Origin of the sequence: Pseudoduganella chitinolytica (assembly GCF_029028125.1) — a bacterium.
Taxonomy (GTDB): Bacteria; Pseudomonadota; Gammaproteobacteria; order Burkholderiales; family Burkholderiaceae_D; genus Rugamonas; species Rugamonas chitinolytica.
The window spans coordinates 4,922,665-4,937,326 of record NZ_CP119083.1 but is presented as its reverse complement, the minus strand read 5'-3'; the positions used below and the strand labels follow the sequence as shown (position 1 = coordinate 4,937,326).

Annotated in this window: 18 protein-coding genes and 1 tRNA gene; 8 read left to right on the top strand and 11 right to left on the bottom strand. The window is 63.9% G+C overall.

All coding sequences use genetic code 11. The features are described 5' to 3' along the window. Nucleotides 1-909 (top strand): hydroxymethylglutaryl-CoA lyase, encoded by a 909-nt coding sequence (locus tag PX653_RS21980; RefSeq protein WP_277414831.1) that lies wholly within the window; start codon nucleotides 1-3, stop codon nucleotides 907-909. Between the two features lie 142 nt (nucleotides 910-1,051). On the opposite strand, the gene PX653_RS21975 is transcribed toward PX653_RS21980, so the two are convergent. Continuing rightward, nucleotides 1,052-1,128 (bottom strand) — tRNA-Pro (locus tag PX653_RS21975). A 128-nt stretch (nucleotides 1,129-1,256) separates the two neighbouring features. Here PX653_RS21975 and PX653_RS21970 point away from each other — a divergent pair. Both PX653_RS21970 and PX653_RS21965 read left to right on the top strand, forming a co-directional pair. Further along, on the top strand, nucleotides 1,257-1,859 hold the full coding sequence (locus PX653_RS21970; RefSeq protein ID WP_277414830.1) for a hypothetical protein: 603 nt from the start codon (nucleotides 1,257-1,259) through the stop codon (nucleotides 1,857-1,859). 18 nt (nucleotides 1,860-1,877) lie between these two features. Continuing rightward, nucleotides 1,878-2,498, top strand: a complete 621-nt coding sequence (locus PX653_RS21965) for a glutathione S-transferase family protein (protein ID WP_277414829.1) — start codon at nucleotides 1,878-1,880, stop codon at nucleotides 2,496-2,498. A gap of 15 nt (nucleotides 2,499-2,513) precedes the next feature. Here PX653_RS21965 and rsmI read toward each other — a convergent pair whose 3' ends face one another. Continuing rightward, entirely contained in the window at nucleotides 2,514-3,419 is a 906-nt protein-coding gene (rsmI, locus tag PX653_RS21960; RefSeq protein ID WP_277414828.1) for a 16S rRNA (cytidine(1402)-2'-O)-methyltransferase, read from the bottom strand. A gap of 10 nt (nucleotides 3,420-3,429) precedes the next feature. Here rsmI and PX653_RS21955 point away from each other — a divergent pair, with 10 nt between their 5' ends. The 5 genes from PX653_RS21955 (at nucleotide 3,430) to PX653_RS21935 (ending at nucleotide 6,958) form a co-directional block, all read left to right on the top strand. Beyond that, the gene (locus PX653_RS21955; protein WP_277414827.1) at nucleotides 3,430-4,731 is read left to right on the top strand and encodes a penicillin-binding protein activator; all 1,302 of its coding nucleotides are present in this window, start codon (nucleotides 3,430-3,432) and stop codon (nucleotides 4,729-4,731) included. 18 nt (nucleotides 4,732-4,749) lie between these two features. Further along, nucleotides 4,750-5,100 carry a YraN family protein gene (locus PX653_RS21950; RefSeq protein WP_277414826.1) on the top strand — a complete coding sequence of 117 codons (351 nt, stop codon included), beginning with the start codon at nucleotides 4,750-4,752 and terminating at the stop codon, nucleotides 5,098-5,100. A gap of 93 nt (nucleotides 5,101-5,193) precedes the next feature. Beyond that, on the top strand, nucleotides 5,194-5,790 hold the full coding sequence (locus tag PX653_RS21945; protein WP_107139841.1) for a phosphoheptose isomerase: 597 nt from the start codon (nucleotides 5,194-5,196) through the stop codon (nucleotides 5,788-5,790). Then, nucleotides 5,783-6,424: a BON domain-containing protein gene (locus PX653_RS21940; protein WP_277414825.1), complete on the top strand. Its 642-nt coding sequence runs from the start codon at nucleotides 5,783-5,785 to the stop codon at nucleotides 6,422-6,424. The genes PX653_RS21945 and PX653_RS21940 overlap by 8 nt, the downstream gene beginning before the upstream one ends. A gap of 21 nt (nucleotides 6,425-6,445) precedes the next feature. Continuing rightward, nucleotides 6,446-6,958, top strand: a complete 513-nt coding sequence (locus PX653_RS21935) for a peroxiredoxin family protein (protein ID WP_277414824.1) — start codon at nucleotides 6,446-6,448, stop codon at nucleotides 6,956-6,958. 17 nt (nucleotides 6,959-6,975) lie between these two features. Here PX653_RS21935 and PX653_RS21930 read toward each other — a convergent pair whose 3' ends face one another. From PX653_RS21930 to PX653_RS21890, 9 genes are all read right to left on the bottom strand, one after another. Beyond that, a complete protein-coding gene (locus PX653_RS21930) occupies nucleotides 6,976-7,104 on the bottom strand; it encodes a hypothetical protein (protein WP_277414823.1) in 129 nt (42 codons plus the stop codon). 3 nt (nucleotides 7,105-7,107) lie between these two features. Beyond that, on the bottom strand, nucleotides 7,108-7,533 hold the full coding sequence (locus PX653_RS21925) for a PaaI family thioesterase (protein ID WP_277414822.1): 426 nt from the start codon (nucleotides 7,531-7,533) through the stop codon (nucleotides 7,108-7,110). Nucleotides 7,534-7,648: 115 nt separating this feature from the next. Next, nucleotides 7,649-8,311: a uracil-DNA glycosylase gene (gene ung / locus PX653_RS21920; RefSeq protein WP_277414821.1), complete on the bottom strand. Its 663-nt coding sequence runs from the start codon at nucleotides 8,309-8,311 to the stop codon at nucleotides 7,649-7,651. Nucleotides 8,312-8,434: 123 nt separating this feature from the next. Then, entirely contained in the window at nucleotides 8,435-8,821 is a 387-nt protein-coding gene (locus tag PX653_RS21915; RefSeq protein ID WP_277414820.1) for an Imm10 family immunity protein, read from the bottom strand. Nucleotides 8,822-8,973: 152 nt separating this feature from the next. After that, entirely contained in the window at nucleotides 8,974-9,714 is a 741-nt protein-coding gene (locus PX653_RS21910) for a PEP-CTERM sorting domain-containing protein (protein ID WP_277414819.1), read from the bottom strand. Between the two features lie 386 nt (nucleotides 9,715-10,100). Next, the gene (locus PX653_RS21905; protein ID WP_277414818.1) at nucleotides 10,101-11,852 is read right to left on the bottom strand and encodes a glycoside hydrolase family 16 protein; all 1,752 of its coding nucleotides are present in this window, start codon (nucleotides 11,850-11,852) and stop codon (nucleotides 10,101-10,103) included. Nucleotides 11,853-12,497: 645 nt separating this feature from the next. After that, nucleotides 12,498-13,490, bottom strand: a complete 993-nt coding sequence (gene lipA / locus PX653_RS21900) for a lipoyl synthase (protein ID WP_277414817.1) — start codon at nucleotides 13,488-13,490, stop codon at nucleotides 12,498-12,500. Nucleotides 13,491-13,526: 36 nt separating this feature from the next. Then, the gene (gene lipB, locus PX653_RS21895; RefSeq protein ID WP_277414816.1) at nucleotides 13,527-14,207 is read right to left on the bottom strand and encodes a lipoyl(octanoyl) transferase LipB; all 681 of its coding nucleotides are present in this window, start codon (nucleotides 14,205-14,207) and stop codon (nucleotides 13,527-13,529) included. A gap of 88 nt (nucleotides 14,208-14,295) precedes the next feature. After that, the gene (locus PX653_RS21890) at nucleotides 14,296-14,598 is read right to left on the bottom strand and encodes a DUF493 family protein (protein ID WP_371876364.1); all 303 of its coding nucleotides are present in this window, start codon (nucleotides 14,596-14,598) and stop codon (nucleotides 14,296-14,298) included. Nucleotides 14,599-14,662 lie beyond the last annotated feature (64 nt).

Here is a 14,662-nt window from a genome sequence, read left to right as displayed (position 1 = left end):
ATGAGCCTGCCAAGCAAGGTGAAGATCGTCGAGGTGGGCCCGCGCGACGGCCTGCAGAACGAGAAGGAAAACGTCCCTGCCGACGTCAAGATCGAGCTGGTGAACCGCCTGACGGCCGCCGGCTTCGCCAACATCGAGGCGGCGTCGTTCGTGTCGCCCAAGTGGATACCGCAGATGGCCACCAGCCGCGAGGTCATGGCGGGCATCGTGCGCAAGCCGGGCGTGATCTATTCGGCGCTGACGCCGAACATGCAGGGCTTCGAGGCGGCGCTGGCCGCGGGGGCCGGCGAAGTCGTGATCTTCGGCGCGGCGTCGGAGGCGTTCTCGCAGCGCAACATCAACTGCTCGATCGCGGAATCGATCACGCGCTTCGAACCGGTCGCCAAGGCGGCCAAGGAACACGGCCTGCGCTTGCGTGCCAGCGTCAGCACGGCTTTCGGCTGCCCGTACCAGGGCGAGGTGCCGCTCGAATCGGTGGCCTACGTAGTGGCGCGCATGCGCGACCTGGGCTGCGACGAGATCGATATCGCCGACACGATCGGCGTGGCCACGCCAAGGAAGACGCAGGCAGTCATGCAGGCGGCCATTGGCGAGTTCCGCATCGACGGCCTGTCCGGCCACTTCCACGATACCTATGGCCAGGCGCTGGTCAATATCTACGCGGCGCTGGAGCTGGGCATCACGATCTTCCATTCGTCCGTCGCGGGCCTGGGTGGCTGCCCGTATGCCAAGGGCGCGACGGGCAATGTGGCGACGGAGGATGTGCTGTACATGATGAACGGGCTGGGCATCGAGACGGGAGTGGACCTGGATGCCGTGGTGGATGCTGGCGCATTCATTTCGCAGTTCCTGGGGCGCAAGGGGGCGAGCCGGGTGGGGAATGCGATTCTGGCGAAGCGGGCGGGATAAATCGGAGGTTGGGGTCTGTCCCTGCGGGACTGACCCCGAAGTTAACTAGTAGCGAGCAAAGTTCGGGCTCAGTCCCCATGCTGGGACGGACCCCATAAAAAAACCCCGCAAGCCGAAACTCGCGGGGTTTTCTTTTGAATCTTGGTCGGAGTACAAGGATTCGAACCTTGGACCCTCTGGTCCCAAACCAGATGCGCTACCGGGCTGCGCTACACTCCGAAGAAGCAAGATAATACCGGCCGCCAACGATCTCGTCAACCCCGTCGCAAAATTATTTCGCCTTGACGTGGATGCCAAATAAACAATGTGCGAAGATTGATATTCTTTGGTCACTCCGGTTTCGCGCCATGCAGTCAACGTCCCCCTTCCTCGCGCCGCGCCGCCATGCGCTCCTGGCGGGATTGGCCGTCTCCGTGCTGCTGCACGCGCTGCTGCTGTTCTACCTGCGCCTGCCGACCGCTACGCCGGTCGCGCCGGACCGGCGGGCGTGGACGCAGTTGCTGACGGTGCGCCTGCTGCCACCGGCACCGCCGCCGCAAGCCGCCGCGCCCACGCCGCCAGCAGCGCCACCGGAGCGCACCACGCGGCCGCGCCGTACCGCGCCGGCAGCGGTCGCCGCAGCGCCCCGTCCCGCACCGGCCGACGCCATCGCGCCGCCGAGGGAGCCTGCCGCCGCAACGGCGCGCCAAGAAGAGCCGCAGGGTGAGCCGCAACTCGATTTGCATGCGGCGCGTGCCACTGCACGCGCCGTCGCGAAAGACCTGCCGACTTCCGACAACTGGGCGGCCGACAAGCTGGCCAGGCAAAAGGCGCCGGAGGATACCGAGAGCGAACGACTGGGCAAGAACATCGCCAGGTCTGCCCGGCCGGACTGCCGCAACGGCGAGGGCGGCCTGCTGGCCCCGCTGATCTGGCTGATGGACAAGAAAGACAGCGGCTGCAAATTCTAACCAACCGACAGGACACTCATGCTGACCATACTGGGCAAGGAAACCTCGATTAACGTGCGCAAGGTGCTGTGGACCTGCCGCCTGTTGGAGCTGCAATGGGAGCTTGAACCGTGGGGCAGCGGCGTGCGCGATCCGCGCGTGCCCGAGTTCACGGCCTTGAATCCCAATGCGCAGGTGCCGGTGCTGCGCGATGGCGACACCGTGCTGTGGGAGTCGAACACGATCTGCCGCTACCTCGCCACCCGCGCGGGCGATACGCCGCTGCTGCCGGCCGACGCGCTGGCGCGGGCCCGGGTGGAACAGTGGATGGACTGGCAGGCCACGGAGCTGAACACTGCCTGGCGCCCGGCCTTCATGGCGCTGATGCGGGGCAGCGACAAGTTCGACGATGCGACCGTCGCGGCCAGCGTACAGGACTGGAACGGCAAGATGCGCCTCCTGGATGCGCAGTTGGCGCGCACCGGGGCATTTGTCGCGGGACCGGCGGTGACGCTGGCGGATGTGGTCATCGCGCTGTCAGTGCACCGCTGGCGCATGACGCCGATCGAGCGCGTGCAGCTGCCGGCGGTGGAAGCTTACCTGCGCCGGCTGGAAGGCGTGCCCGGTTTCGCGCAGTACTGCGGCCCGGATACGCCCTGACTTTACGCCGGCGCTTTACTCGCCCTTCAGCGCCAGCGCCCGTTCGTACAGCGCGTTTTTCTTGCGGCCCGTGATCTGCGCCGCCAGGCTGGCGGCCTGCTTGACGGAGCACTCGGCCAGCAGGATGCCCAGGATGCGCTCGGCCTCCGCGTCGCCGGCATCGGTGGCGGCCGGGGCGCCTTCCAGCAGCACGACGTATTCGCCCTTTTCGCGATGCGAATCCGCTTGCAGCCAGGCGGCCGCCTCGGCCAGCGGGCAGCGGTGGATTTCCTCGAACAGCTTGGTGAGTTCGCGCGCGAACACGACCTGGCGCGTGGGTTCGAAGGCTTCGGCCAGCGCCTGCGCGCAGTCGACGATGCGGTGCGGCGCCTCGTAGAACACCAGCGTCGCCGTCACGCCGCGCAGGCCATGCAGCACCGTCTCGCGCTGCTTGCCCTTGGAGGGCAGGAAGCCGACGAAGTGGAACTGGTCGTTGACCAGGCCACTGGCCGACAGCGCCGTGATGGCGGCCGACGCGCCGGGCAGCGGCACCACGCGCAGGCCGGCGGCGATGACGGCATCGACGATCTTCGCACCGGGATCGGAGACGCCGGGCGTGCCGGCATCGGACACCAGCGCGATCCGCTCGCCCGCCTGCAGGCGCCGCACCAGCACCTCGGCCGCCTCCCGCTCGTTGTGCATGTGCGCCGCCACCAGCGGCTTGTGGATGCCGAAGCGCTGCAGCAGGTGCGCCGTGTTGCGGGTATCCTCGCAGGCGATCGCGTCCACCAGCGTCAACACGTGCAACGAACGCAGGGTAATGTCGGTAACATTGCCGATGGGGGTGGCCACTACATACAATGTGGCCGTAGGATAGGTCTGGAGTGCCGTTTCGCCGAGCACGGGGAGCGCCGCGAGCGCGCTGGAGTCTTGAACTGTCATTGGGGGTAGGATGCTGGCTAATAAGATAAAAACACTGGTTCTGGGCGTGGCCGCCGCGCTGGCGCTGTCGGCCTGCAGCACGCCCTGCGACAGCCCGGGAGGATTGTGCGCGCCTATCGAGACTGTGGCAAGCCCGCCGCCGGTCGAGCGCACGCGCCTGCCGGACCGGCCGCCCGCGCCGCCGCCCGAGGAAGCGCAGGTGTATGCGGTAGCGATGCCGCCAGGGAGCGCCGGCGAGGCCGCGGCGCCCGCAGCGACCGGTCAGACGGTCCGCATCGGCCTGATGCTGCCGCTGCGCTCGGAAACGCTGGGCCAGGCCGCCGATGCGCTGCGCGCCGGCTTCATGGCCGCGTGGGAGCGCGACAAGACGGGCTTCGAGGTGACCGTCATCGAAACGGGCGACGCACCCGACGAAGTGCTGCCCACGTACCAGGCCGCGCTGGGCCAGAACGACATCGTCGTCGGCCCGCTGGCCCGCTCGGCCGTCACGGCGCTGGCGGCCAGCGCGCTCGTCACCAAGCCGACCATCGCCCTGAACCGTCCGGAAGGCCGCGACGACGCCAGCCTGCCGGCCAAGCTGCTGCCCATCGGCCTGTCGATCGAGGACGAGGCGCGCCAGGTCGCCGACTGGGCCGCGCAGGACTACCCCGGCGGCGAAGCCCTGGTCGTCTCCGGCGGCAAGGAGTGGCAGCGCCGCATCGCCAGTGCGTTTGCCGCGCAGTGGCAGCGCCTGGGCCATGCGTCGAAGACGCTGGAACTGAGCACCCCGAACGGCTACCTGAGCGATCCGGAACTGGTGGCGCTGCGCGCGCGCCTGGCCAGCGATCCGGTGGAGCTGCTGTTTGCCGCGCTCGATGCCGACCAGGTGCGCCAGCTGCGCATCGCGCTGAACGCGCCACCGCTGGGCGACGTGCCGCTGTACGGCACCTCCTCGCTCAACCCTGGCCGCGTCAACCTGCTGCAGGGCGCCGAACTCGATGGCATCCGCCTGCTGGACCTGCCGTGGCAAGTGCAGCGCGACCATCCCGCCGTGATGACCTACCCGCGGCCCGAGCCGCGCGACGAGGCGCGCCTGTCGGCGGACATGGAGCGCCTGTATGCGCTGGGCATCGATGCCTTCCGCGTCGCGCGCGAAGTGGCCCGCAAGCCCGGCCAGCCGATCGTGCTGGATGGCGTGACGGGCCAGCTGAACATCGAGATGGGCAACGGGCCGGCGAAGTTCCGCCGCGTCGAACCGACCGCCGTCTATCGCAACGGTGTCGCCGTGCCGCTGGCGCCGGCCACGCCCGGCAGTAATACCCAGCAGCAGTAGAGCCAGCCGAGGCCCGCCATGCCCCGCACCGACAAGCAGGACAAGGGGCAGCAGGGCGAGGATGCGGCGCTGGCCCACCTGCTGCGCCAGGGTTTGACCCTGGTCGAGCGCAATTTCCGCTGCCAGGGCGGCGAGCTCGATCTCGTCATGCGCGACGGCGCCGGCCTCGTGTTCGTCGAGGTACGGCGTCGCCAGGGCAGTGCGTTCGGCGGCGCGGCGGCCAGCATCACGCCGGCCAAGCAGCGCCGCCTGGTGCATGCGGCCGAGACCTTCCTGCTGCGCTACCCGCGCGTGCCGCCGTGCCGTTTCGACGTCATCGCCATCGACGCCGGCCGCATTGCCTGGTTGCGCGACGTGCAGTTTTCATAACGCTCCCTCAAACGTTCCCTTTACACAGGTGTAAGCAGATTTAACGGCGCTTGCGGGGCGGTGGGCGGCGCCGCACTATATAATCCAATGACTATGACTAATCAACGCATCCTCTCGCACTTCCACGAAAGTGCCGAAACCAAGATTCAGTCCGCAACCGTCCTGGCGCAACCGATTGCGCAGGCGATCGAACTGATGTTTGCCGCTCTCTCCAATGGCAACAAGATCCTTGCCTGCGGCAATGGCGGCTCCGCGGCCGACTCCCAGCACTTCGCTGCCGAGCTGGTTGGCCGTTTCGAGCGCGAGCGCTTCCCGCTGCCCGCGCTGGCCCTGACCACCGACACGTCGCTGCTGACGGCCGTCGCCAACGACTACAGCTACCGCGAGATCTTCAGCAAGCAGGTGCAGGCCTTCGGCCAGGCCGGCGACATCCTGCTGGCGATCTCCACCTCCGGCAACTCGGCCAACGTCATGGCCGCCATCGAGGCGGCGCTGGAGCGCGAAATGCGCGTCGTGGCGCTGACGGGCAAGGGCGGCGGCGCCATCGGCAAGATGCTGACGGATGCGGACGTGCACATCTGCGTGCCGGCCGAGCGCACCGCGCGCATCCAGGAAGTCCACCTGACCTGTATCCACTGCATTTGCGACGGCATCGACGTCGCCCTGTTCGGAGGAGATGTGAATGAGTAACACCCTGTTGCGCCGCCTGCAACGCCCGGTCGCCGTCGCCCTGCTGGGCGGCATGATGATGAGCAGCCTGTCCGGTTGCGTCGCGCTGGTTGCCGGCGGCGCCGTCGCCGGCACCATGGCCGCTTCCGACCGCCGCACGTTCGGCGCGCAGACGGAGGACAAGTCCATCGCCGTCAAGGCCGATGTGCGCATCCGTAACATCGTCGGCGACGCGGGCCACGTCAACGTCAATTCGTTCAACCGCAAGGCGCTCGTGACGGGCGAGGTGCGCGACGAGGCCATGAAGGCCGCCGTCGAGCGCGAAGTCAAAGCCATCGAGGGCGTGCAGTCGGTCGTCAACGAACTGGAAATCGCGGGCCCGGCCAGCTACACGTCGCGCTCGAATGACGCGCTGCTGACCACCAAGGTCAAGGCCAGCCTGGTGGACGCGAAGGACATCTCCGCCAACTCGTTCAAGGTCGTCACCGAACGCGGCGTCGTCTACCTGATGGGCCGCGTGACGCAGCGCGAAGCCAACAAGGCGACCGAGATCGCGCGCGGCGTGAACGGCGTGTCGAAAGTGGTGCGCGTGTTCGAGTACATCACGGAAGAAGAGTGGAAGCAGTACCAGCCGAATCCTGCCCCGCAGGCTTAAGGCATTCCCACAGGTGCAGCCATGACGACCTCCTCGAAAGCCTGGATCAAGCCGGCCATCGCCGCCGCGGTGCTGGCCGCCGCCGGCTTCGGCGCCTACTACTCGCTGAGCAGCGCACCGAGCGCGCCGCCGGTGACGTTCGTCGACATCAAGGGCGGCCGCATCACGCCGGAGGACCTGCGCGGCAAGGTTGTCATGGTCAATTTCTGGGCAACGTCCTGCACCACGTGCGTGGCGGAGATGCCGGAAATGGTCGACACGTACAATAAATACAAGGGGCAGGGCCTGGAGTTCGTCGCCGTGGCGATGAAGTACGACCCGCCCAACTACGTCATCAATTTCACGGAAACGCGCCAGCTGCCGTTCAAGGTCGCCCTCGACGTGACGGGCGAAGCGGCGAAAGCCTATGGCGACGTCTCGATGACGCCCACCACGTTCGTCATCGACAAGGACGGCAAGATCCTCAAGCGCTACGTGGGCAAGCCGGAGTTCGCGGCGTTGCACAAGCTGCTGGAAAAGGCGCTGCGGGGCTGAGCTTTGTAGCCGCTCCTTCAGCGCTTTTTTTCTTCCTCTTCGCTTTCTTCTTCCTTTGATTTGCGCGCCCGGTACCACTCGCGCGCCAGCGGCGACAGCGCGGCCATGATGCCCGCCACGATGATCGCCAGCCCCACGTACAGCATGGCTTACTTCGACGGGTACAGCACCATCTGCGTGCAGCGGAACAGCGCGATCGTCTTGCCGTTGGCCTTGTTCGTCACTGTTGCATCCCATACCTGCGTCGTCTTGCCCAGGTGGACCGCCTTGGCCGTCACCGCGATGGCGCCTTCGCGCGCCGTGCCCAGGTGGTTCGACTTCAGCTCGATCGTCGTGAAATTGTTGGCGCCCTCGGGCAGGTGCGAGAAGCACGCGTAGCCGCATGCCGTGTCGGCCAGCGTGACCACCGTACCGGCATGCAGGTAGCCGTTCGGCGCCAGGTGGTGCTTGGCGATGTCCAGCTCCGCCGACAGTTCGCCCTGGCCCGTGGCCGTGATGCGGATGCCCAGGTGGTCCGGCAGGGTGCCGTTGGCGAAGGTGTTGAAATACTCGGGGTTGAATTTGGTGTCTGCCATGACGGTTATTGTTCGTTACTGAAAAAACCATCATAAACCAAACCCGAACGGGCGTTCTAATCGGCGCGGAAATTCTGCCGCGCTTGCCTCGGAAGATCGCCGTCACACCCTGCGGTCACGCCCAGGCGATGGGCTGCTGGCCCGTCTTCTCCAGGTAGGCATTCGCCTGCGAAAACGGCTTGCTGCCAAAGAAGCCCCGGTGCGCCGACAGCGGCGACGGGTGCGGCGACGTGATGACGTGGTGCCTGGTCGTGTCGATCAGCGCCTTCTTGGCGATCGCGTAGCTGCCCCACAGGATGAAGACGAGGTGCTCCCGTTCGCGCGACAGGGTGCTGATGGCGCTGTCCGTAAACGTCTCCCAGCCCTTGCGCGCATGCGAACCAGCACTGCCGGCACGCACCGTCAGCACTGCGTTCAGCAGGAACACGCCCTGTTCGGCCCAGTCGGACAGGTCGGTGCGGGTACGCTTGACGCCGATGTCGCTTTCCAGTTCCTTGAACATATTGCGCAAGCTGGGCTGCGGCTGGTTGCCGTCCGGGACGGAGAAGCAGAAGCCCATGGCCGCACCGGGCGTGTGGTACGGGTCCTGGCCGAGGATGACGACCTTGACCTGGTCGAACGGTGTCAGGTCGAAGGCGCGGAAGATGTCCTTGCCGGGCGGGCAGCAGTGGCCGGCGGCATATTCGTCGCGGACGAAACGGGTCAGTTCCTCCCAGTAGGGCTGGTCGAACTGGGTTTGCAGTTGCTGTTTCCAGCTGGGCTCGATGCGGACGTTCATGACGGTTACAGGATCGGAAAGATAAACGGCAGCCCGGATGAGCCCGTGTCCCGTTTTGGTGACTGACCCCGCGGTGGGACACGAGCTCTGCCGGGCGCGGCGACGCGGCGATTATATACGCCGCTAGCTTGCCGAGAACGTGCAGTCCGTACCCTGGAAGATCTGGCCGAGGAAAGTCTTCAGGTCGGCAGGCACGCCCTGGTCGGGATCGAACGTGACCGTGACGGTGTCGAGGCCGTTGCCGTATTCGTTGTCGTCCGCCAGCACGAGCGTGAACGTGCCGTGGCCCAGCGTGGCGCTTTTCAGGCCGCCATAGCCGGAGCATTCCTGGTCGTTGATCTCGAGGAAGTAGGTGTCGGGTTCGTCGTCGTCGGTATCCGGCTGCACGGAGCGCTGCAGGATGATGTATTCCTGCGGTTGGGTGCGGCTGTCGGCAAAGCCGACGATGTAGCTTTCGTCCGCTTCTTGGGCGGCGATGGAGGCGGCGCGGAAGGTGAAGGTGTTTTTCATGGGGAAGCGCTGTGGCGGTCGATGCCCTGGCAATCGCTGGGCTGAACGCGGACTTTACATCACTTCCGGGATCGTTGCTCTATGGCTGGGGTCGTGTCCATGGCAGGGTGTGACCCCATGGTGGACACGAGCCCGGCTGATGGTCGGAGCGGTTACCGCTGGCGGCGGCGGCCGGCCAGCATGCCGGCCAGGCCCAAGCCCACCAGCGCCAGCGTGCCCGGCTCGGGTACCGCCACCGATGTACCGAAGAAGTTCCCGGTGCCGACCATGTGGCTGACGCCGCCACGGCCGTACGGCCGCGTGAAGCTGGTGCTGATGCCCATGTCGGAGCCGTCTTCGTACTGGTTGGTGTCGAAGTAGGCCTTGGCGGCGCCGCCGACCACGTCCAGCTGGCCCAGCCCGGCGATGTTCGGGTTGCTGGCGCTGCCCGCGCGCGTGCCGACCAGCGTGGCGCCGTCCACGGCATGGCCCACCATGCTGAGCCACAGCACACCCAGGCCGGTGTTCGCTTCCGACATCGTGGTCGGATCGGCGGAGTCGATCGTCGAGGTGCCGTGATAGACGAAGATGTCGACCGCACCGCCGCCGAAGTAGGTCAGGTTGCCATGCGTCGAGACGGGCCGGTAGTCGCGATACTGGAACGTCACGGTGCATCCGGGGCAGAAGCGGCTGGCGGCCGTGCCGTTCATCGTCGAGATGATGCCGAAGCCGCGCGCCGTGCCGTCCGCCGCGATCTTCTGCTGCACCTGCAGCGACGACGACAGGAAGTCCAGCGCATAGTTCTGGTCCCACGTGACGCCACCGGCCGTGATGGGCGCCGCCAGGGCCGAACTTGTCAGAACGAAGCCCGCCGCAGCGGCCAGACCGGTCAATGAGGTTGTCAATAAGCGCATTGCGGGCCTCCCTAGTTTGATGTAGCGCAAAGAACAGCTGTCAGCCCTTGCGTACGCACAAACTGTGCCACTACCACGCCAAGCGAGCCAAGTCATTGACGGCAAAGGCCATTCTTGTGCGTCGTTTTTGCGGTCACGTAATTCAAGATGCGATATGTAAAAATTTTCGACAGAAATTTCGACAGGAAGTCGGGGACGCCCGGGCCGGTGCGGCCCGGGGCAGGGGAAAAACAGTCGTTGACAGCTTCTGTGAGCCGCGCAGGCCGATTACCAAAGTCCTAAGCGTAGAGCGCGCCTCGTTGTGGCACATTCCCATCCGTGGTCACCGAAGCGTGTCCCGATTGACACGCCTCACATCACATCACATCACATCACATCACATCACATTATTGCATCGTATATGTCTGTGGCACGGTATCGACAGCGTGATTTGCGGCGGCGTCCCAGTACGTAAAATTGTAGCGAACCACGTCGCCAGCCTTTAGTCCGCTGGCCTCGAATGTGCTGACGCCGTTTTGAAGACGCATGCGGACGTTCATCGGTGCACCATCATTGACGGTATAGTGCACGTCAGCCCATTCGCCTACAGTCAAGGTGAATCGGATCGTGGTCGGAGCGAGCTGTGTCACATACTGTGGGCCGGACTGCGCAGGCGTGCCGGCGTCCCACACGATGTCGTCGATCGCAAACTGGAAGGCGGTGGGTGGAAGATTATTGCCGTCACTTGAGAACATGAACAGATCCACGACAGACTGCAACGCCACCAATGGACCGGCCAGCGTAGACACCGGTATGGTGGCGGTCGCCCAATCGCCATTGCGTACCAGCCCATACGCGGTCGTGTTAGCCGGGAAGTTCAGCCAATTCACATTGGTGTACGTATCGGCCAGACCAATATTGAAAGAAACATTCGCAGGGATCTTGATCCGGAATTTCACGGTGCCGTTACGGAAATTGGTCATGTCACGGATCGAGCGCGATTGGATCGACGCGCCAAACCAATCACCTGGCTTGTTATAGCTCCAAGCAAGGACATTATTGCCCTCGTATGGGCCCAAGGAGCCACCGCCTATCGAGTTATTGTTCCATACCCAGATGTCAGACGTGGTGCCGGCTTCCAGCTTGGCATCGACGGCGGAGTTATCCGTGTAGACACCGAACTTGCCCGCTTCGGGCACAGTCTGATTGCCCAGCTTGACTTCGCCCAGTCCATCCAGTTCGTAAATCCGCACATAGTCAACATACATGGTGCTCGGCAAGGGTGCAGTGACTTGGCTTGGCGTGGCCGCGTCGGTGAAATTACCGCCGACAGCCAAGTTCAGCAGCAGGTAGAACGGCGCCTTCAAAGCGTCGGAGTTGACTGGCAGGGGCTTATCGTACATGTCGTGTTCGACACCATTGTCCTCTACCGTAAAACGCATCTCGGTATCTGTCCAATACAGACGGTACTTCACAAAACGATCGACTAAGGATGTGGCCGGGACATACCAGTTCTTGGTCTTCCAAGCTGTCGAGGCGGCGCACGTTTCGTTACCTGGCACACAAGCGGCTTGGTTCCAGGTGATGACATTGGAGCCAACAAAATGGTTCGCCGTAGATGCACCCGACTGTAACCATTCGGAGGTTTTATGCCCCATTTCCATGATGTCGATTTCGCCTTTGCGTGGCCAGGCCTGTGCACTGGTACCAAGCATCCAGGCAGCGGGCCACAGGCCGGTGGTGAGGTCAGGTGTGCTCATGCGAATTTCCACCATGCCGTACTTCACCTGGACCTTATTGTACGAATCGATTTTGCCCGACGTGAACTCGTTACTGCCTTGGCGTTCGCGACGGGCCTGAATTGCCAGTGCACGCGTACCGCGTTCGAATGGTACATCGGTAACGGTCAGATTCCTCGGGCTGTAATATTCGAGCTCAGCATTTCCGTAGCCACATAAGCCGATTTGGCACCCATTGCCGTCATAGGGCGTCCAGATTTTGGTGTCCAGCACCGTGCCATTAAACTCGTCAGACCAGATCAATCCTCCAATCCTTGGGTTGGTGACGCTTGCACTCGCTTGTACGGCACAGGCCAACAGCAGGCCTGGCAACAACGCTTTAAATACGCTACGCGACTCGTAGCTACGATCCTCGTTCATCTTGTCTCCTCGGTTGGAAGTGCTTCGGTAGCGACCGAGAGACAATGCCAGTGAGCAGCATCGTGTCGGTCTATGGTTTATTTCACGGAAGATTGGCTGGTGTGCCCTTCTGTTTTTATGAAAATCGTGCCCTAGGGCACCCCAACCATCCATACGTGTAGCGGCACTGGTCTGCTAAGTGCAGGCGCCAGACGGTTGTGGAACCGCCGGGGTGGAAACGATTCCACATCGTCAAGGATAGATAAGGATGTACAGGTTTGTCAAACCACTTTTGCAACACAACAGGCGGAATACACCTTACGGTATTGGTTTGCGGTATCGAAACTTGAATGGACGTGCCTGAAACCCATACTTTGCGCTGGGCTTTTGCAGGTGATGTGGAGGTTGCCTGGAGGACTGACGGGTTGTCGAAAAAACGTTGCTCGACGACACGCGAAATGTAGAGGAGAACGGCAGGTTGGGTTCGACGGATCGATCGGTTCGGCAAAGCCAGTTCACCGAACCAATCGATGCGTCAAAGATTTCCGTTCTGGGGCAGGGCTCAAATAGAGGGTAAGTGATTGTTTTCTTTGGGCTGTTCCAATTCGGAATTGGCTTACAGCCTTTGAATTTGTCTCACCAACTTCTGGATTGCCTCATTTACTTCTAGCTGTTCACGGCCTCCAGCAGGTTATGCGCCTGCACATCCGCATGGTACGAGCTGCGCACCATCGCGCCCACGGCGGCGTGGCCGAAGCCCATCTTGTACGCTTCTTCCTCGAACATCTTGAAGACATCCGGGTGGACGTAGCGGCGCACCGGCAGGTGGCTGTTCGACGGCGCCAGGTACTGGCCGATCGTCAGCATGTCGATGTCATGCTCGCGCATGTCGCGCATCACCTGCAGGATTTCCTCGTCCGTCTCGCCCAGGCCGACCATCAGGCCCGACTTGGTCTTGACGTGCGGGTACATGGCCTTGAAGTCCTTCAGGAGCTTCAGCGAGTGCAGGTAGTCGGCGCCCGGGCGCGCTTCCTTGTACAGGCGCGGCACCGTTTCCAGGTTGTGGTTCATCACGTCCGGCAGGCCGTCCGCGAAGATGTTCAGGGCCTTTTCCAGGCGGCCGCGGAAGTCGGGCACCAGCACTTCGATCTGGGTCTTCGGCGACAGGGCCTTGGTCTTCGTGATGCACTCGACGAAGTGGCCGGCGCCGCCGTCACGCAGGTCGTCGCGGTCGACGGAGGTGATGACGACGTACGACAGGCGCAGCTTGGCGATCGTGTTGGCCAGGTTGCCCGGCTCGTCCACGTCCAGCGGGTCCGGGCGGCCGTGGCCCACGTCGCAGAACGGGCAGCGACGGGTGCACTTGTCGCCCATGATCATGAACGTGGCGGTGCCCTTGCCGAAGCACTCGCCGATGTTCGGGCACGACGCTTCCTCGCACACGGTCACCAGCTTGTTCTCGCGCAGGATGTCCTTGATTTCATAGAAACGGCTCGAGGCCGATGCCGCCTTGACGCGGATCCACTCCGGCTTCTTCAGGCGCTCCACCTGCTCGACCGGCACGATCTTGATCGGGATGCGCGAGGTCTTGCTGGCGCCTTTTTGCTTCTCGCTGGGGTTGTAAGCGGGGGCGGTGCTGGAAGTGGTCTCGGTAGTCATGACAGTTGCCCGCGAGGGCTTTTCAGGTAAATTCGGTTAGGCGGCGACGGCATCGGCGCCCACGTCGAGCAGCGCGACCAGTTCGTTGGCCAGCGCCTGCTGCACGTCGTGCAGCGGCGCTTCCACGCCCATCGTGCGCATGTCGACGGTTTCCAGGCCGGCATAGCCGCACGGGTTGATCCACGTGAACGGCGCCAGGTCCATCGCCACGTTCAGCGACACGCCGTGATAGGTGCAGCCGTTGCCGCGCACTTTCAGGCCCAGCGCGGCGATCTTCGCGCCCCGTTTGGGGCCGCCGGCGATATAGATGCCGGGCGCGCCGTCGACCCGTTCGCCGGCCAGATTATACGCCGCCAGCACATTGATGATCGCCTGCTCGATTTTATGGACGAACTGGCGCGCATACAGTTTGCCGCCCGGCTTGTTGCGGCGCAGGTCCATCAGCAGGTAGATCACGACCTGGCCGGGGCCGTGGTACGTCACTTCGCCGCCGCGGTCCGTCTGCACTACCGGGATCCGCGCGGCGCCGGCCAGCAGGTGGCCGCGGTCGGCGCCCAGGCCCAGCGTGAACACGGGCGGGTGCTCGACGATCCACAGCTCGTCGGGCGTGTCGGCCGTGCGCGCATCGGTGAAGGCGCGCATGGCGGCGAAGGTCGGTTCGTAATCGGCTTGACCGAGGTGGCGGATCACCGCCGGTTCGGGTCGGGTCGTGGACATGGGCAGCTTGCGTGGATCGAAGCCTGCCATTATACGCGCCGTCTCCGACGCGTGCTCAAGAAGCAGGCAGCCGCCCGGGGCAGTACCGTTACAGCACGATCTTGACCATCGGGTGGCCCGACAGTTCGGAGTACAGCGCATCGAGCTGCTCGCGGCTGGTCGCGCGCACGGTGACGGTCAGGCCCGTGTAGTTGCCGCTCGACGAAGGACGCGTCTCGACCTTGCCTTCATGGAAAGTCGGATCGTGCTTGACGATGACGTCGATGATCGTCGCGGTGAACGCCTCGTGCGTGGGGCCCATCACCTTGATCGGGAAGTCGCTCGGGTATTCGATGAGGGACTCTTTTGGGGGGATAGCGGACATGATGTTTCCAATCGTAGATGAGGACAAGCGTGGCGTGGCCACCCGTTATTGTAGCCAAAGGTGGGGACCGATCAGGCAAAAAAAAGCCAGC